Source organism: Streptomyces sp. NPDC127038 (assembly GCF_042725875.1).
GTDB lineage: Bacteria > Actinomycetota > Actinomycetes > Streptomycetales > Streptomycetaceae > Streptomyces.
The window spans coordinates 55,098-70,563 of sequence record NZ_JBHXDQ010000028.1; the positions used below are offsets into that span (position 1 = coordinate 55,098).

At 70.4% G+C, this 15,466-nt stretch carries 18 protein-coding genes and 1 pseudogene; 15 read left to right on the forward strand and 4 right to left on the reverse strand.

Features of this window, described 5'->3' with window-relative positions; genetic code table 11:
* The first annotated feature begins 175 nt into the window (after positions 1-175).
* Positions 176-1,519: a glycosyltransferase gene (locus ACFWI4_RS20630; protein ID WP_387198145.1), complete on the forward strand. Its 1,344-nt coding sequence runs from the start codon at positions 176-178 to the stop codon at positions 1,517-1,519.
* Positions 1,520-1,539: 20 nt separating this feature from the next.
* Here ACFWI4_RS20630 and ACFWI4_RS20635 read toward each other — a convergent pair whose 3' ends face one another.
* Both ACFWI4_RS20635 and ACFWI4_RS20640 read right to left on the reverse strand, forming a co-directional pair.
* Positions 1,540-2,316, reverse strand: coding sequence for a YqjF family protein (locus tag ACFWI4_RS20635; protein ID WP_387198148.1), 777 nt, complete (start codon positions 2,314-2,316; stop codon positions 1,540-1,542).
* A gap of 22 nt (positions 2,317-2,338) precedes the next feature.
* Positions 2,339-3,040 carry an SDR family NAD(P)-dependent oxidoreductase gene (locus ACFWI4_RS20640; protein ID WP_387198151.1) on the reverse strand — a complete coding sequence of 234 codons (702 nt, stop codon included), beginning with the start codon at positions 3,038-3,040 and terminating at the stop codon, positions 2,339-2,341.
* A gap of 338 nt (positions 3,041-3,378) precedes the next feature.
* Here ACFWI4_RS20640 and ACFWI4_RS20645 point away from each other — a divergent pair, with 338 nt between their 5' ends.
* From ACFWI4_RS20645 to ACFWI4_RS20655, 3 genes are all read left to right on the forward strand, one after another.
* Entirely contained in the window at positions 3,379-3,612 is a 234-nt protein-coding gene (locus tag ACFWI4_RS20645; protein ID WP_385407567.1) for a hypothetical protein, read from the forward strand.
* 85 nt (positions 3,613-3,697) lie between these two features.
* The gene (locus tag ACFWI4_RS20650) at positions 3,698-4,627 is read left to right on the forward strand and encodes a hypothetical protein (protein WP_387198154.1); all 930 of its coding nucleotides are present in this window, start codon (positions 3,698-3,700) and stop codon (positions 4,625-4,627) included.
* A 138-nt stretch (positions 4,628-4,765) separates the two neighbouring features.
* Positions 4,766-5,059 (forward strand): hypothetical protein, encoded by a 294-nt coding sequence (locus ACFWI4_RS20655; protein ID WP_387198157.1) that lies wholly within the window; start codon positions 4,766-4,768, stop codon positions 5,057-5,059.
* A 121-nt stretch (positions 5,060-5,180) separates the two neighbouring features.
* Here the strand turns inward: ACFWI4_RS20655 and ACFWI4_RS20660 are convergent, their stop codons facing one another.
* Positions 5,181-5,666: a DUF427 domain-containing protein gene (locus ACFWI4_RS20660; RefSeq protein WP_387198160.1), complete on the reverse strand. Its 486-nt coding sequence runs from the start codon at positions 5,664-5,666 to the stop codon at positions 5,181-5,183.
* Between the two features lie 227 nt (positions 5,667-5,893).
* On the opposite strand from ACFWI4_RS20660, the gene ACFWI4_RS20665 reads away from it, so the two are divergent.
* From ACFWI4_RS20665 to ACFWI4_RS20680, 4 genes and pseudogenes are all read left to right on the forward strand, one after another.
* On the forward strand, positions 5,894-6,736 hold the full coding sequence (locus ACFWI4_RS20665; RefSeq protein WP_387198163.1) for a restriction endonuclease: 843 nt from the start codon (positions 5,894-5,896) through the stop codon (positions 6,734-6,736).
* Between the two features lie 241 nt (positions 6,737-6,977).
* Positions 6,978-7,199 (forward strand): annotated as a pseudogene (locus ACFWI4_RS20670) (transposase); the annotation flags it as partial.
* 25 nt (positions 7,200-7,224) lie between these two features.
* Entirely contained in the window at positions 7,225-7,446 is a 222-nt protein-coding gene (locus ACFWI4_RS20675) for a hypothetical protein (protein WP_387198253.1), read from the forward strand.
* Positions 7,431-7,673, forward strand: coding sequence for a zinc ribbon domain-containing protein (locus ACFWI4_RS20680; RefSeq protein WP_387198250.1), 243 nt, complete (start codon positions 7,431-7,433; stop codon positions 7,671-7,673). Before ACFWI4_RS20675 ends, ACFWI4_RS20680 begins: the two co-directional genes overlap by 16 nt.
* 167 nt (positions 7,674-7,840) lie before the next feature.
* Here ACFWI4_RS20680 and ACFWI4_RS20685 read toward each other — a convergent pair whose 3' ends face one another.
* Positions 7,841-8,470 (reverse strand): DUF3887 domain-containing protein, encoded by a 630-nt coding sequence (locus ACFWI4_RS20685; RefSeq protein WP_385407580.1) that lies wholly within the window; start codon positions 8,468-8,470, stop codon positions 7,841-7,843.
* Between the two features lie 257 nt (positions 8,471-8,727).
* Here ACFWI4_RS20685 and ACFWI4_RS20690 point away from each other — a divergent pair, with 257 nt between their 5' ends.
* The 7 genes from ACFWI4_RS20690 to ACFWI4_RS20720 all read left to right on the forward strand — a co-directional run bounded on the left by ACFWI4_RS20690 (position 8,728) and on the right by ACFWI4_RS20720 (position 15,457).
* Positions 8,728-8,937: a hypothetical protein gene (locus ACFWI4_RS20690; RefSeq protein ID WP_387198166.1), complete on the forward strand. Its 210-nt coding sequence runs from the start codon at positions 8,728-8,730 to the stop codon at positions 8,935-8,937.
* 294 nt (positions 8,938-9,231) lie between these two features.
* A complete protein-coding gene (locus ACFWI4_RS20695) occupies positions 9,232-10,035 on the forward strand; it encodes an alpha/beta fold hydrolase (RefSeq protein WP_387198169.1) in 804 nt (267 codons plus the stop codon).
* The gene (locus ACFWI4_RS20700; protein WP_387198172.1) at positions 10,032-11,306 is read left to right on the forward strand and encodes a PP2C family protein-serine/threonine phosphatase; all 1,275 of its coding nucleotides are present in this window, start codon (positions 10,032-10,034) and stop codon (positions 11,304-11,306) included. The genes ACFWI4_RS20695 and ACFWI4_RS20700 overlap by 4 nt, the downstream gene beginning before the upstream one ends.
* Before the next feature lies 1 nt (position 11,307).
* Positions 11,308-11,661, forward strand: a complete 354-nt coding sequence (locus ACFWI4_RS20705; protein ID WP_385407587.1) for an STAS domain-containing protein — start codon at positions 11,308-11,310, stop codon at positions 11,659-11,661.
* A gap of 621 nt (positions 11,662-12,282) precedes the next feature.
* Positions 12,283-13,905 carry a PP2C family protein-serine/threonine phosphatase gene (locus ACFWI4_RS20710; protein WP_387198175.1) on the forward strand — a complete coding sequence of 541 codons (1,623 nt, stop codon included), beginning with the start codon at positions 12,283-12,285 and terminating at the stop codon, positions 13,903-13,905.
* A complete protein-coding gene (locus ACFWI4_RS20715; protein ID WP_387198178.1) occupies positions 13,902-14,987 on the forward strand; it encodes a B12-binding domain-containing protein in 1,086 nt (361 codons plus the stop codon). The genes ACFWI4_RS20710 and ACFWI4_RS20715 overlap by 4 nt, the downstream gene beginning before the upstream one ends.
* On the forward strand, positions 14,984-15,457 hold the full coding sequence (locus tag ACFWI4_RS20720; protein ID WP_387198181.1) for an STAS domain-containing protein: 474 nt from the start codon (positions 14,984-14,986) through the stop codon (positions 15,455-15,457). The genes ACFWI4_RS20715 and ACFWI4_RS20720 overlap by 4 nt, the downstream gene beginning before the upstream one ends.
* Positions 15,458-15,466 lie beyond the last annotated feature (9 nt).

A 15,466-nucleotide genomic window follows, 5' to 3' on the forward strand; every position in this document is an offset into this window, starting at 1 on the left:
CCCATCCCTGCCTGGATCTCTGAGAGCTGACCAGGGTGTTTCACCGTCCGACTACTGCGCGGATGCACCCTTGGGCGACGGCTCACGGCACGCGGACGTCCTACCGGGAGCGCGGTTACGATGCTGTGCTCCGCACCCGGGCCGCTCGGCGCGGCGGGGGACCGAAGGGGATCTCATGCCGCGCATCGTGGTCGTCAGCCCACCCTTCCTGTCGCATGCCCGGCCGCTGGCCGAGCTCTGCCGGGCATTGCGGGAGAACGGTGCGGAGGTCTGGTTCGCCTGCACCCCGTCCTTCGAGCAGTTGGCCCTGGACGCGGCTGTCCATTTCGTGCCTCTGGTCGTGACCAGGAACGCCAACACCGGTGTCGCGGAGGCGACGCGGCAGGATGCCGAGGAGGCGGCCCGGCTCGTCGAATTCCTCGAAGCGACACGCCAGGGGCCGGTGCGCACCCTGGTCACTCAGGCGCGTCACCGGCGAAGCGACATGCTGGCCGACCCGGACGGTGTCCTCGACGAACTGGCCGCCCTGGACGCGCGGCTGAGGCCCGACTGGTACCTGGTCGACCAGCTCAGCTATCCCGTGACCCTCGCGCTGCACTGCCTGGGAGTGCCGTACGCGACGTTCTGCCCGGGGCACCCCAGCTATGTCCTGTCCGGACCGGACGCCTACTTCGGGGTGCCCTACGACTGGCCCGAGGCGCTGCGTCCCGATCCCGTGGAACTGACCGGGCTTCTGTCCGCCGCGCGGGAGAACGACGCGCTGTTCACCGTGCTGTTCGACGAATTCGTCCATCGGCGCGCCCCGGCCCGGCCGACCCCCGCCAGGGCGTTCGGCCTGACGTCGCCCTACGCGGTCCTCTACTCCTATCCGGCGTTTCCATGGCTTCCCCGTCCGGCGCCGGGCCCGGTGTCCCTCTTCGCCGGTCACACCGTGACGCCTTCCCCGCGCCTGGACGAGGCATGGCGCGAGCGCCTCGAGTCGCTCCGGGGGGAGGGCCGGCGGATTGTCCTCGTGGCTCTCGGCACCTTCCTGTCCGCTCGGGACGACGTGCTGCGCACCGTCGTGCACGGCGTGCTGGACCACATGCACGACGCCGCTGTCGTCGTCGCGGCGGGCGGGCGGTCCCACCGACTCGCGGACCTGGCCGGAGAGCGGGCCGTGGTGATGCCGTCGGTGCCCCAGCAGGCGTTGCTCGAACACGTCGACCTGATGGTCCACCACGGCGGCAACAACTCCTTCACGGAGTGCGTCCGCGCGGGCGTCCCGGCCCTGGTGCTGCCCTTCTCCAGCGATCAGTTCTCCGTCGCGCGCGACGCGGAGCGCTCGGGCGCGGGTGTGGTCGCCGACCCGAACGCCGCAGGGCCGGCCGAGATCGGCGCCGCCCTGGAGGCGTTGTCGGTCACGGCTGGCCCACGGACCGCCGAGCTGGCCGGTCAGGTCCGTGAGCACGGGCCCCTTTGGGGAGCCGCGGGCCTGCTCGCGGCCATGCGGGAGCGGGCACCGGCACGGCACGCGTGACGGCCTCAGGCGCAGACGCGTCAGGTGCCGGGCAGCGACACCGGTGTTCCGAACCGCACCGGCACACCAGGCGCGTACAACACGCTGGCCGGTGCCTCCGTGGGCCGGGGCAGGCCTGCGGCGGCGATGAGGGAGTCGTCCCAGTCGAGCAGGGAGCAGTGGCGGAAGGACCACTCGGGGTGGGTGTTGGGGAGGTAGTAGGAGCGTCCGAAGGCATGTCCGTGCAGTCCCCAGCGGTTCGTGAGGAACTCCTCGACGGGGTCCGGCGTCACGGGGGTGCCGGTCACCTCCAGCCACACGCGGGCCCCGGCGTTCGGTGTTCCGCGGCGGCTGGTCCGGTACAGCAGGCGGTTGTCGAACCAGTGGCTGTGGATGCGGGACCACCGGTACGGGAGCCGGAAGGACGCGTCGGCGGCCAGGACGGGCACCAGGCGGTCGCATTCCAGCGAGCGGAACACCACTCCGCGGCGCCCCAGCGCGTCCCGGCTGTAGAGACGGACGTTGACCTCGTCGAAGGACCCGAGATACGGGATCGCCGGGGTATCGCCGAAGGCGAGATCGCGCATACGGAAGAAGACCAGGCCGACGTACGTGTGGCCGTTGTGGAGGTCGGGGACGGTTCCAGGGGGCAGAAGCCCGGCCACCTGGAACGGGTCCACAGGCCAGTGCAGGAACACCAGGTCGCGCCAGTTCTGCCGGAAGAGGGTCCGCCGCACTTCCCGCGGCGCGCGAGGCGTCACCGGCTCCACGGGGTGCATGGGCCGGTGGTACCGGCGGGGGGATCCGCTGTCGGGCACGGTTGCTCCTCGGCCGCCCGTCCTACCGCTCGACGTCGAGCGGGGCGTCACGGCCAGGCTTCACCAGCCGGGCGCCGGCCGAGAGCGCGGCGACGATCGCGTCCACCGCCTCGGGGACGGGCAGCCCCGGCGGAAGCACGGGAGGCGTTCCGAGAACGGCTCGGCCGGCGAATCCCGTCTCCACGTGGGGCAGACGGATCTCCAGTACCGCGACCCCGGACGTCCGCTGCTCGCGCCGGACCCCCTGGAGCCACGCGGCCAGGGCCGCCTTCGACGCGCAGTAGTCGGCCATGCCCGCCGAGGGCGAGTCGGCGACAACGCCCGTGATCGCCGCGATCACGCCGCCCGGCTCGATGACGGGAAGGGCAGCTCGCAAAAACGCCAGGGGAGCCAGCGTGTTGACGGTGAACAGGTGCTCGGCCACGGCGTCGTTCACCGACTCGGCCGGTCCGAAGGCGGCGACGCCGACGCAGACGACGACCGCGTCCAGCCCGCCGAGTTCCCCGGCGGCCCAGGTCACCGTGCGTGCGCACTGCTCGAGGTCGTACGCGTCGAAAGCGCGGGCGGGGGCGTCGCCGCAGGCCCGGGACACGCGGGCGAGGCCTTCGCGGTCGCGGCCCGCAACGGCCACGGCGGCTCCCTGCTCGTGCAGCCGCAGAGCCAGGGCGGCGCCGAGGACTCCCGTTGCGCCGGGAACCAGGATCCCCGCACGGCTGATGACCATGACCACACCTCCCGTACCCCGGGGGCCCCGGGGCATCGGACGACTCGCCTTCCTCTTCGGCAGGTGATCGATCCCTGGATGCGGCAGCGGACCGGCCGGGCACCACAGCCGCCGGCCCGCCCCCGTCATCTCCCGTCTCGCGGAGACCAGTTCACGGCAAGCGCGCAAAACCGCGCAGCGGCGTGCCTGCTCCTTCGCGATGATGCCGGGCTTCGCCGCGAAGGAAGAGTGCGTGCGGTCAGCCTCTGCATTCCCCTGCATCCGCGGACGCCATGACACCGGAAACGTGGTGAAAGCACCCCAAAACGCTTCACTGGTCCATGACGAGAGGGAAAGCAATGATCGTGAAGAAGCTGCACGATGCGGGCGTCCAGAGCGAACACGCCTACGCCGCGGCCTTCGGCTCCATCGGCCTTTCACTCGTCTCCTGGCTGGCGTCCAACAAGCAGGAGAACCTGGAGCGGGCCGACCGCTGGGGCATCTTCGTGGGGGAGTGGGCGCCCACCTTCTTCGCCCTCGGGCTGGCACTGGCCAACTACGAGCAGAGCGAATTCGCGGGAGCCGACCGCTGAACGCCAGGCCGCATCGGGCACGCCCCCCGGTTCGGCCTGCACCCGCGATCTGCCCAAGCACGCCTCCCCGACCGAGAAGACGCTGATGCACGACATGGTGACCATGGAGACGAGCCCGGTGACGGAGCTCGGCAGTGGGATCGAGGACGTTCCGGCCGGGCGACACGTGGGGCCGGGCGGGCCGCCGACCTGGCGCGAGCTGGGACTGCAGTCGATGTCGGCGACGCTGGTCGAATCGCTGAGCCGACGGGGAAGCCGCTTCTTCGAAGCACGGTGCCAGTGGCCCCGATGGCACGCACTGAACGAGCGTGCCCTCGCGGTGACGCATCATCCCCTGCTCATGGCCGAGTCCGCCCGTCAGCTCGCCGCCGCCCTGGAGTCGCGGTATCTCAACGGAGCGGATGACAACAGACTCCAGCCTGTCTCGGTGAGCCTGGGAGTGGACCCGAGAACACAACCGGTCGAGCGCGGTGCCGCGTCGGACGTCCTGGTACACGTCACGGTCAGCGATCTCGTCGTACGAGTGGGTGCTGTCGCCGCGTACCGTCTGACGGCCGAGTTCTTCCACGCCGGCACGCGCTTCGGCGCCTGCGGCATGACGCTGGCCCACCCTTCACGCCCTCCACTGGAGGTGGCCTCCACGCCGTCTCCGGGCCTGCTGCGTCCCGCACCGGCCGCCGTGGGAGCGTCCGCCGAACCGGACGTGCTTCTCGCCCGCGGAGCACAAGGGCGACTCGTGATCGCCCCCTGCGACCCCGGGCACCCGGTGCTCCTCCCGGGCCGCCCCGCCCTGCTGCCGGCGCTCGCCGTCATGGAAGCCGGACGGCAGGCGACGCTGCTCTACCGAGGGGCCCTGCCGTCCGCCGTGGCCGGCATCGCCGTACGACTCGACGCACCGGTGCCAAGCCGCGGGGCGGTCGTGGAGGTCGCGGCCGAGGGCGGCGCCTCGCGCTTCCTCGTCAAGGCCGGGGAACGGACTGCCGCCATGGGCACGGTCACCTTGTCGCGACCTTGAACGCAGCAACGCCGATCCGCACGGTCGCGGGCATGCAGGACCCCGCCGGTGTTCGGCCCGCGGCGCTCCGACGGACCTTCGTCGGAGCTGCCCGTCCGGGCTGCGGCCATGCTGCGGCCATCCGGGTGTGCTGAAGCCGTGTCAGACGACCGGCCGACAGCCGATTGGCGATGCTGGGCGGAAATCAACACGCTGTCCAGCGACGAGGAGTACGGCATGCCGATGGACTCGGTGGCCAGATTTCTGGCGGCTCTGAACCCGCAGGACCGGCAGACGGTCGATGCCGAACCCCCCGAGGAGCAGGAGCGCCTTGCTGCTGCCTGGGAAAGCGAACTGGAGGCAGACGCCGAACTGGACACGCTCGACGAGTTGTCGCCGGTTGCGGCGGAAGCAGAGGCGGCCCGTCGTGTTCTGGACCGCAGAGACGGTTGACCGCAGAGACGGTTGACCCCATGTCGCACCCGTGCCACCGCGGTCACAGCCGGGTGGCCGATCGCGGACATGGCCGGCTGTGCGGCGTGCGGCCCGGTGGGGCGGCCGGCGTCGACTCTCCCTACCACCCCTGGGTATGGGGCGCGCCCTTGAAGGGGCCTTGTACGTCCGAGGTGATCCAGCCGCCATAGAAGTCCCCGTCCTGGGCCCGCGCCTCTTCGCCGTCGACGAGGCAGCGGTCGACGCGGCTGACGTAGAAGGCGAAACAGTCCCTGAGGGCCGTGTACGCGGGTTCGGGGTCGCTGTAGCTCCAGGCGGCACGACCGCGCACTTCGTGGCCGACGATCAGGTCCCAGTAGCGGGCGGTGCCCTTCCACTCACACCAGGAGCGGCCGTTGGCCGGGAACAGCAGATCGGACCTGACATCTTCCGGCGGGATGTAGAACGCCGGGGGATGGCTGGTCTCGAGCACCCGCAAGGCCCGCCGGGTCTCGGCGATCACATGGCCACCGCATTCGACCCTGACGAGGCGGTCGTCCCGTAGTACAGCGGGGGGCCGCGGATAATCCCATACGGACTCGGTCACGCGATCGATGGATTCGGGCATGCCGCCTCCTCGCCCTGAGTGCACACGCCTCGGTCGGTGCGTTCGTCACTTCTTCTCCCCGTCACGCGATCCCGGATGAGATGTCCTGGAATCGATCCCGAAAGGCAGAGAGCCCGCGCCCGCCGTCGAGCCGGAAGCGGCATGCACGACGGAACCCGATAGAACGGCCGCTGCCTGGGAAGACGCGAATTGATCTTCGTTGACGTCCCAGGGGAGGAAACATCACCATGGCCGTTCCCGCACGCGCCCGGCGTACCGCGCGCCGCTCCCGCCGGTTCGAACTCCGGGCGACGGCCCTCTACTTCGCCCTCCTCGCGGTCATCCTCGCTCTGGTGGGCGCGGCCGCCCGCACCGCGGCCGCGGCCGCGGTGCACCGTCCTGCCTGGGCCGTGGCGCTCGCCCTTGTGGGCGTCGGCGCCTTCATGGCCGGCCGCCGCGGCAAGCGCCGCATATCGGCGGCGAGGATCGCACGCCGCGCGGCCCTGGCCCTGGACGACGCCACGCAGACGGCGGTCGAAGCGCTCGACGCGGCGTCACCGGCTCCCGCCGTCAGCCTGGTCCCCGCAGGGGCCGGGGCCTACGGCGGCTGCCTCGGGACGGATCCCACCATCCCGCTTCCCGAGACCGTGCCCGAGGCGCCCGTGGCCATGGTGGAGATCGCCTACGAGGCCCTGGACCCGGACGAGTTCGAAGAGGCGGTGGCCGAACTGTGCCGGCGCGACGGCTGTCTCGACGTGGAGGTCGTGGGCGGGGCCGGGGACCTGGGCGCCGACGTCGTGGCGAGGACGCCCGACGGGCGCTCGGTCGTCATCCAGTGCAAGCGGTACTGCGACGGCAACCGGGTCGGCTCGCAGGACCTGCAGCGCTTCGGCGGCACCTGCTTCACCGTTCACGGCGCCAATGTCGCCGTCGTGGTCACCACCAGCGACTTCACCGCCCCCGCGCTCGACTACGCGGAGCAGTGCGGCATCGTGTGCGTCGACGGTCCGCAGCTCCACCGCTGGCAGGAGGATGCGGGACCGAGGCCGTGGGAGGCGCAGCCGTCGGCGGCCGGAGACGGGTTCGCGTAGGTGGTTCGACCCCAAGCCTGCCGAGTGCGAAGGAACTGCCCCTGCGGCCCACGGCGTTCTGCGAGCGGGACACCCGCACAGCAGCCACGGGATTTCGCTCATGATGTCTCGATTGGCTGTGGCTCGTCGGTCTGGCATGGGGATGGCTGAGTGACTGGTGCCGGATGGGTTGTGGGAGATCTTCCTGGCCGTGGCGCCGGAGCTGCCGGTGCGCGCGCAGGGCGGGGGCGGCTGCGTTGCGATGACCGTGCGGTGCTCGCGGCGATCGTCTGCCCAGACCGACAGCGTGGTCGGCATCGACCTCGGCATCGCCTCGTTCCTCACCACCTCGCACGGCGAGCACATCGCCAACCCGCGCCACGCCCGCAAGGCCGCCGCCGAGCTGGAGACCGCACAGCGGGCACTGTCCCGGTACCCGCGCCGCAAGGCGAAGGACCGCACCAAAAAACCATCAGCGGGCCGTAGAGCGCGTCGCCGCTGTGCACGGCATGGTGCGCCGCCAGCGGCTCGACCACGCGCACAAGACCGCTCTGGACCTCGTACGCCGACACGGTTTCATCGCGCACGAAGACCTCAAGATCCGCAACATGGCCAGGGCGCCCGCGCCGAGGCCCGACCCCGACCAGGCAGGCGCGTTCCTGCCCAACGGTGGCGCCGCCAAGGCCGGACTCAACAGGTCGATCAACGACGCCGGATGGGGGTGTTCCTGACGATCCTGCACGACAAGGCTGAAAGCGCCGGACGGGAAGTGATCGCCGTGGACCCCCGCAACACCTCACGCGAGTGCCCCGAATGCGGGCACACCGCCAAGGCGAACCGGCCCACACAGGAAAAGTTCCACTGCGTCGCCTGCGCCCACACCGCGCACGCCGACACAGTAGGAGCCATCAACGTTCTCCGGGCCGGGCTGGTCCGCCGCGACGCCAACCCGGCTTAGCGAGAAGCCCCCTCGATCACGAGGGGGAGGAGTCACGGGTAGTAGCGGAGGATGGAGAGATGCCCTGGTGGTCGCAGCGGATCGTGCCGTCGTCGTAGGCGGGCGTGGCCATGCTCATCCGCCTTTCCGGACGGTCCACCGGTTGCCCCGGGAGGCGGCGGGGTGGCTCACGGGGTTTCGGGCGCGAGGATGAACAGGCCCGCGACCTTTTCGTCCGTGTCGAATGCGACGCGGGCCTTCATGTCGCCGGCCTCATAGCGCAGCGGGACGTCGACGACCGTGTGGTCGCCGATGCGGCGAACGAACGGCTCGCCCTCGCCGAAGCCCTCGAACGCGCCGACCAGACCGGCAACCGTGGCCAGCCCGTCGAGGCGGACCTCGTCGGTGAACGCTGCCAGCACCTCGGCATTGAACGACCGGCGGGCCTCGTCCATACGGCCGTCGAGGACGGCGGCCGCGATCTCGGTGGCCCGGGCAGCGGCGTCGGTCATCCGCACGGTCTTGTCCATGGGTTCTCCCGTTCTCGGGTCGATGGGTTTGCCGAACCGCTGGAACGCGGCCTGGCGGGTGACTCCGAGCAGGTCCCCGATCTCCTGCCAGGTGTGGCCGGCATCCCGGCACTGCTGTACGCACAGCTTGAGCACCTGCTCCGCCAGGCCGTCGACGTCCTCGGCGAGTCGGACGAGGTCGAGATAGGCCGGCTGGGCCACGGGGCTGCCGGCCGATCCCGCCAGGGCGGCGGCCTGCGCGGCGAGGCGAGCAGCCAGGCCCGCGAGAGACATCGGCGAATCAGTCACGTGTCAAGAATGCCTTTACATGGCCCACTCGTCAAGGAATCCTTTACATCGCCCGGAGCGGCCTCCGCTCGGCGACACCGTGCAGCCGCATCGTCATCGCCGTCGCACTCCACACCGTTCGGCGTACCGCGTGCCGCTCCCGCCGGTTCGAACTCCGGGCGACGGCCCTCTACTTCGCCCTCCTCGCGGTCATCCTCGCTCTGGCGGCCGCGCCCACCTGGGTCGTGGCGCTCGCCCTTGTGGGCGTCGGTGCCGTCATGGCTGGCCGCCGTGGGAAGCGCCGCATATCGGCGGCGAGGATCGCGCGCCGCGCGGCTCTGGCCCTGGACGACGCCACGCAGACGGCGGTCGAAGCGCTCGACTACGCGGAGCAGTGCGGCATCGTGTGCGTCGATGGTCCGCAGCTCCACCGCTGGCAGGAGGATGCGGGACGGAGGCCGTGGGAGGCGCAGCCGTCGGCGGCTTGAGGCAGGTCGCGCCGGCGGCTCGGTCTCAGAGCCTGCCGGTCCGAGGGGCTGATGGCCAACGCCGCGATCAGTGCCGCCCTGCCGGCGGGCGCACCCTGCTGTTCCGGCGGAGCCGGGCCGCTTCCCGCCCGTGACGACCCGCTCCGGGTGCCGCTCGCGTCCCTCGCAGCGTATGGGCGTCAGGGGGCTGGGGTCCGAGCGTTGCTGCCGTGGCCGGTACAGCCGCAGTACCAGGAGTGCGGCCAGGGGGCAGGCCCGTGCTTCAGGTGGTGAGGGTGGTGCGAGACTTGCGGCATGGACACCCGTGGCAGGAACAACGTCACCGTCACCGGCCGTACGGACGGGCCGGTGCTCCTGCTGGCGCACGGGTTCGGCTGTGACCAGAACATGTGGCGCCTGGTGGTCCCCGCGCTGGCCGCGGACTTTCGGGTGGTGATGTTCGACTACGTGGGCTCCGGCCGTTCTGATCCTTCGGCCTGGAGCGAGCAGCGCTACAGCTCGCTGGAGGGCTATGCCCTTGATGTGCTGGAGATCTGCGAGGAACTGGACCTGCGGAATGTGATCTTCGTAGGGCATTCGGTCAGTGCCATGGTCGGGGTGCTCGCGGCGGCCAGGGCGCCCCAGCGGTTCTCCCGCCTGGTGATGGTGGCTCCCTCGCCCCGCTACATCGACGAGGACGGGTACCGGGGCGGTTTCAGCGCGGACGACATCAATGAGCTGCTGGATTCGCTGGAGTCGAACTATCTGGGCTGGTCCGCCGCGATGGCCCCGGTGATCATGGGTAACGCGGACCGGCCGGAGCTCGGCCAGGAACTGACCGCGTCGTTCTGCGCGACCGACCCGGACATGGCCCGGGTCTTCGCCCGAACGACGTTCCTGTCCGACAGCCGCGCCGATCTCAAGACGGTCGCGGTGCCGACGCTGGTGCTGGAGTGCAGGCAGGACATGATCGCCCCGCGCGAGGTCGGCTCATACGTCAATAAGGCCATCCCCGGCAGCCGGCTGGTCACGCTGGATGCGACGGGGCACTGCCCGCAGCTGAGCGCACCGCGGGCCACCGTTCAAGCGATCACCGACTTCATCGGCGCTGCCGAATGATGTGCCGCACCGGCCATGACCCGGGCGAGGAGCCGGACGTGGGTGCCGCGGACGCGGCGTTCATCTCGATGCTGGAGGACAGTGCCGAGGAGCTGTACGAGCAGGCACCGTGCGGCTACCTGTCGACACTGATGGACGGAACCATCGCGAAGGTCAACACCACGTTGCTGGACTGGCTTGGCCTGTCCCGGGCTCAGGTGGTGGGCCGGATGAGGTTCGCCGATCTGCTCACAGTGGGCGGGAAGCTCTACCACGAGACGCATTTCGCCCCGTTGTTGCAGATGAAGGGCGAGGTCAGCGGCATCGCCCTGGACCTCAAAGCTGCCGGAAAACAGCGGATGCCGGTGTTGGTCACATCGAAGGTGAAGACCAGCGACGACGGCGAGCCGCTGCTGATCCGCACGACCGTCTTCGACGCCCGCGACCGCCGCGCCTACGAGACTGAGCTGCTGCGCGGCCGCCAGGCGGCGGAGGAAGCACGTCGGCAGGCGGAGGCCGACCGGGCACGGCTCCAGGAAGCCCTCGCCGTCCTTCAGCAGAACCTGCTGCCCGCCGAGCTGCCCAAGGTCCCGGGCCTGGAGGCCGCCTCCTACTACCACACCGCCTCCCCGGACCTGCTCGGCGGAGACTTCTACGACCTGTTCCCCCTCGACGCGGACCGATGGGCGTTCTTCCTCGGCGACGTCTGCGGCAAAGGCCCCCAGGCCGCTGCGGTCACCTCACTGACCCGCTACACGCTGCGGGCCGCCGCCCTGCACGACCCGGACCCCGTCACCGTGCTGAGCACCCTGAATACCGTGCTGCACGAGCGGTACACCAGCGGCGACACCCGCTACTGCACCGCCATATTCGGCGTCCTCAACCCTGCCGACGACCACGTCAGCGTGCACTTGGCCTCCGGAGGTCACCCCTCCGCACTGATCCAGCACGCGGATGGCACCGCGGACTATCTGCCGACCCCCGGCGGCATGCTCGTCGGCGTCCTGCCCGGCGCACAGTTCGAAACCGCGCGCACCCGGCTCTTTCCCGGCGACACCCTGCTGCTCTACACCGACGGCCTGACCGAGGCCCGTACCGGGCCCGATCGCGAGCTGTACGGCGAGGACGCCCTGCGCGCCTTCATCGCCGCCCAGCCCGCTGCGGGACCGCAGGTCCTGATCACTGCACTGACAGGGCTCCTCACCGGGTTCGGTGACGGCCTCGACGACGACACGGCGCTGCTTGCCCTCGGCGTGCCCGCCCCGCTTCCCACCCCGCGAGTGAAGACCTGAGATGAGCCCGCTGACGATCACCTCCCGAGACACCGCCACCGGTCCCGTACTGGAGATCACCGGCGACCTCGACTACGAGACCGCCCCGGATCTCCGCAAGTCCCTCGACAATCTCACCCTGACCGGCGGGCAACTGCTGGTCCTGGATCTGGCCGGCCTGGAATTCTGCGACTCCAGCGGCATCACCACTCTGCTGGCCGCCCGCAACCTGGCCGCCGAACTAGGCGGAGACATGGCTCTGGCCGCGGTCCCCGCCAACACCGCCCGCATCCTGTCCATCATCGGTCTGGACCGGGTCTTCACCATCCACCCGGACGCCGCAACGGCCACCACCCCCCGCTCTGCGGGGGGGTGATCCGGCCCCGGGGCTCGCTGACGATCAACTGGAGGATCTCCGCCGCGGTGCTCGCCACCGGAATGCACGTAGCCGTCTCTCAGCTCTGTCGGAAAGGCCGTCGCGGTAGGGCGGGCCTGGGCGATGCGGGAGCCGTCACCCCTCCGTGTACCCCGCACCCGGTGGAGCTGACCTCTTCGGGAAGTGCGAGCCCGCTTCGCCTTCCTGGTGGGCCCGGCTCAAGGCTCGTACGCCGAGGGCCGGGGAGTGGAGGAGAACTGGCCGGCCGCCCGTCTTTGTGAACCTTTTCATCCTCTCCCCAGAGTCTTCACCCACGCTGTCGGGGACCCGGGCGGGTGAAGCGCTGCTCTGGCGCATCGGAAGCCGCGCGGGGCTCTGGCCTGCGTCTTTCGTCAGGTGAGGTGGTTGTCTCTGCCGGGAGCGGGAGCGATATTGCCGCAGGTGCCGGAGCCGCGGGCGAGTGAGGTGCCCGTTCGGAGGCGCTCAAGAACGAGGGTGAGTTGCCAGTGATGGTCCTCGTGGAGGATGGTTGCCGCAGGGCAACTTTCTTCGACCAGATGAGGTGAGGGGTTCGCGTAGCGGGCCTTCGTATTGGTGACTTCCACCCAGCAGGAACAAGCCGTGAGCACAGATGCTCCGGCTTATGTGCCATGGACGTCCGTGCCCTACCCGGTCCTTATCGCGGATCCCGCCGGTGCGGTACTCCACGTCAACGCCCAGGCCAGCGGACTCTTCCCCGGGATCCGCTCCGGTGCTGCCCTGGCCGGGAGCGTGCCGACCTGGCTCGCGGACGCACACGCACGCCAGGTCGCAGACGGCCCGAGCGACAACGTCCTGGTGTCGGGTCCGGTGGGGGAGAGGACCTTTGAGGCTCATCCCACCGTGCAGGACGACGGGGACGTCGCGTGGTGGTTCGTGGACGATACCGATCACCGGCTGGCCCGTGAAGCGCTGCGGATGGAGCGCGAGCGGACCGCTTTCCTCGCCGAAGCCTCCAACACCTTGCTCTCGTCACTGAATCTGGAGCGGTGCATGGACGTGACCGCCCGACTGGCCGCCGAGCATCTCGCGGACGCCGCGCTGGTCATCGCGCCCCGCAGCGCCCACCGACTGCCGGTCGTGGTCTGCCTGCGCGGCGGCGGGGCGCAGCGCTTCCAGTGGAACGTCGACCCCGAGGAAGTCCCTGGCCTGGGGGAGGCTCTCCAGGGCTTCCCCCCGGTGCCGTCGCGATGGGTCGACCCCGCCTCGGCCCCGGCCTGGCTCGTCCCCGACGGATTCGGCACAGTCGGTTCGATAGTCGTCACGCCGCTGCCCGGGCACGGCGTGCCCGCCGGAGCCCTGATCCTGCTGCGACGCAGCGGGGAGACCGCGTTCAGTGAGGCGGAGGAGGTCTTCGCCCGTCTGTTCGCCGCCCGCGCCGGCGCCGCGATGTCCGCGGCACGCCTCTACGCCGAGCAGTCCTCCCTCTCCCGGACCCTGATGCAGGACCTGCTCCCGCCGGTCCTGCACCAGATCTCGGGAGTGGACTTCGCGGGCGGCTACCGGCCATCGAAGGACCACGAGCGCATCGGTGGCGACTTCTACGACGTCCATCCCGCCGCCACCGACGGCGAGGCGTCCTTCGCGGTCCTGGGCGATGTCTGCGGCAAGGGCCTCGAAGCCGCCGTCCTGACCGGAAAGATCCGCAACACGCTTCAGGCTCTGCTGCCCATGGCCGATGACCACCAGCGCGTGATCGACCTGCTCAACGGCGCGCTCATCAACTCCCGCCACACCCGATTCGCCACCCTCGTCATGGCCTCCGCTGTACGCAAGGCTGGCTCCGTGCGCCTTCAGGTGACCAGCGCCGGACATCCACCGGCCCTGATCGTGCGAAGCGACGGCACCGTGGAGGAAGGCAGCTCCCGCGGCACTCTCGTCGGGGTCTTCCCCACGGCCCGCGCGACGACCGCTCAGGAGACGCTGGCTCCCGGTGAGTTCTGCGTGCTGTTCACCGACGGCATCACCGAGGCCAAGGGCGGCCCCTTCGGCGACGAGATGTTCGGCGAGGACCGGCTGAAGGACGCGCTGGCCCGGTGCGCGGGGATGCCCGCGGAGGCGATCGTGGAACACGTGCAGATGCTCGCATCCCAGTGGGTGGGATCCGCGACGCACGACGACATGGCCGTCATGGTCATCGCCGCTCCGCGTTCCCACCACCTCAGCGCGGTGGACGGCCATACTCGGGGCAGGTTCACCGCATGACCCCTACCGTCACCGTCTCCCTGGAGCACCGGATCGACCAGCTGTGGGAGGCGGTCTCGCTCGGCGACGAGCAGGCCGCCACTCGTGCGGTCTTCGGCGCGCTGGAAGACGGTACGCCGGCGGAAAACGTGCTCCAGGACGTGATCGCGCCCGTTCAGCGCAAGGTCGGCGAAGAGTGGGCCGCCAACCGCCTCACCGTCGCAAGGGAACACGCTGCCACCGCGATCAGCGACAGGGTCGTCGCCGCACTCTCCTCTCACCACGCCGCCCACGCCGCAGGCGGCCGGGGCAGGGTGATCGTGGCCTGTGTGGACGGGGAATGGCACGGCCTGCCCGCCCGCCTCCTGGCCGAAGTCCTCAAATTGCGCGGCTGGACGGCCGACTACCTCGGTGCTCAGGTCCCCACCGACCACCTGATCACGCACATCCACCAGACCGGGCCCGAAATGGTGGCGCTCTCCGGCTCGATCGCCACCCGCCTGCCGACCGCACACGCCACGATCACCGCGGTCCAGGCCACCGGCACCCCCGTCCTGGTCGGCGGGGCCGCCTTCGGTCAGCACGGCCAGTACGCGCGCCTCCTCGGCGCCGACGCCTGGGCCCCGGACGCGAGGACCGCTGCGGACCGGCTCGACCAGGGACCGCTGCCCTGCCCCGCACCGGCGCACCAGCCCATCGACGACCTGCCGCACCTGGCCGACCAGGAATACACCATGGTCGCCCGCACCCACACCCGCCTGGTGCGCGAGGTCATGGGCGCACTGGAAGAACGCTTCCCCGCCATGCGCGACTACACCACCCGGCAACGCCAGCACACGGCCGAGGACATTGCGCACATCGTGGACTTCCTGGCCGCCGCCCTCTACACCGGCGACCCGCAACTCTTCACCGACTTCCTCACCTGGACGGCCGGAATCCTCAACGCCCGCAGCGTCCCCGCCCGTTCCCTCACTATGGCCCTGGACATCCTGAGCGAGCAGCTCAAGGACTTCCCCCGGGCCGCTCTCATGCTCACCCAGGCCACCGACTGCCTCACCGGGACAAGGTCCGTGATCGCCTCCGACTCCAGGAACACCGCATGACACCTCCCTTTGGACTCGACCCCACCCATTTCCGCCTGACCGCCGCACCCGGCCCGGACGAGGACGTCCTGATCATGAAGGTGCACGGGTTCCTCGACTACGGATACGCCGACTGCTTCCTGGCTGCCGCGACCGAGCACCTCGAAGGCACGCCAGGCCTGCGCGCCCTGCACCTGGACTGCAGCGACCTGGACGGCCTCGACTCCATGGGCCTGGCCATGCTGCTGATGCTCCACCGCCGCACCACCGCCGCGCACGTCACCCTCTACCTGGACGCCCGGCCCCCGTCCCTCGACCGGATGCTGGACATCACCGGCACCCTGGACCACCTCGCCCCCCAGCACGCTGCCACGACGAGCGGTCACGCCGAGCCCCACCGCATGGCATATCGTCATACGTCAGAAGACGACACACCCCTCGACCGCGCCGGCCAAGGGCACCGGTCCTCCGGATCGGACTCCAGCGGCTGACGTCCCAAC

Bases quoted from the DNA above. Each gene is read 5' to 3' on its own strand.
- ACFWI4_RS20695 (WP_387198169.1), top strand. From the start codon at position 9,232: ATGGACACCCGTGGCAGGAACAACGTCACCGTCACCGGCCGTACGGAC.
- ACFWI4_RS20645 (WP_385407567.1), top strand. From the start codon at position 3,379: ATGATCGTGAAGAAGCTGCACGATGCGGGCGTCCAGAGCGAACACGCC.
- ACFWI4_RS20715 (WP_387198178.1), top strand. From the start codon at position 13,902: ATGACCCCTACCGTCACCGTCTCCCTGGAGCACCGGATCGACCAGCTG.
- ACFWI4_RS20665 (WP_387198163.1), top strand. From the start codon at position 5,894: ATGGCCGTTCCCGCACGCGCCCGGCGTACCGCGCGCCGCTCCCGCCGG.
- ACFWI4_RS20680 (WP_387198250.1), top strand. From the start codon at position 7,431: ATGGGGGTGTTCCTGACGATCCTGCACGACAAGGCTGAAAGCGCCGGA.
- ACFWI4_RS20705 (WP_385407587.1), top strand. From the start codon at position 11,308: ATGAGCCCGCTGACGATCACCTCCCGAGACACCGCCACCGGTCCCGTA.
- ACFWI4_RS20650 (WP_387198154.1), top strand. From the start codon at position 3,698: ATGCACGACATGGTGACCATGGAGACGAGCCCGGTGACGGAGCTCGGC.
- ACFWI4_RS20720 (WP_387198181.1), top strand. From the start codon at position 14,984: ATGACACCTCCCTTTGGACTCGACCCCACCCATTTCCGCCTGACCGCC.
- ACFWI4_RS20630 (WP_387198145.1), top strand. From the start codon at position 176: ATGCCGCGCATCGTGGTCGTCAGCCCACCCTTCCTGTCGCATGCCCGG.
- ACFWI4_RS20640 (WP_387198151.1), bottom strand. From the start codon at position 3,040: ATGGTCATCAGCCGTGCGGGGATCCTGGTTCCCGGCGCAACGGGAGTC.
- ACFWI4_RS20690 (WP_387198166.1), top strand. From the start codon at position 8,728: ATGGCTGGCCGCCGTGGGAAGCGCCGCATATCGGCGGCGAGGATCGCG.
- ACFWI4_RS20660 (WP_387198160.1), bottom strand. From the start codon at position 5,666: ATGCCCGAATCCATCGATCGCGTGACCGAGTCCGTATGGGATTATCCG.
- ACFWI4_RS20675 (WP_387198253.1), top strand. From the start codon at position 7,225: ATGGTGCGCCGCCAGCGGCTCGACCACGCGCACAAGACCGCTCTGGAC.
- ACFWI4_RS20700 (WP_387198172.1), top strand. From the start codon at position 10,032: ATGATGTGCCGCACCGGCCATGACCCGGGCGAGGAGCCGGACGTGGGT.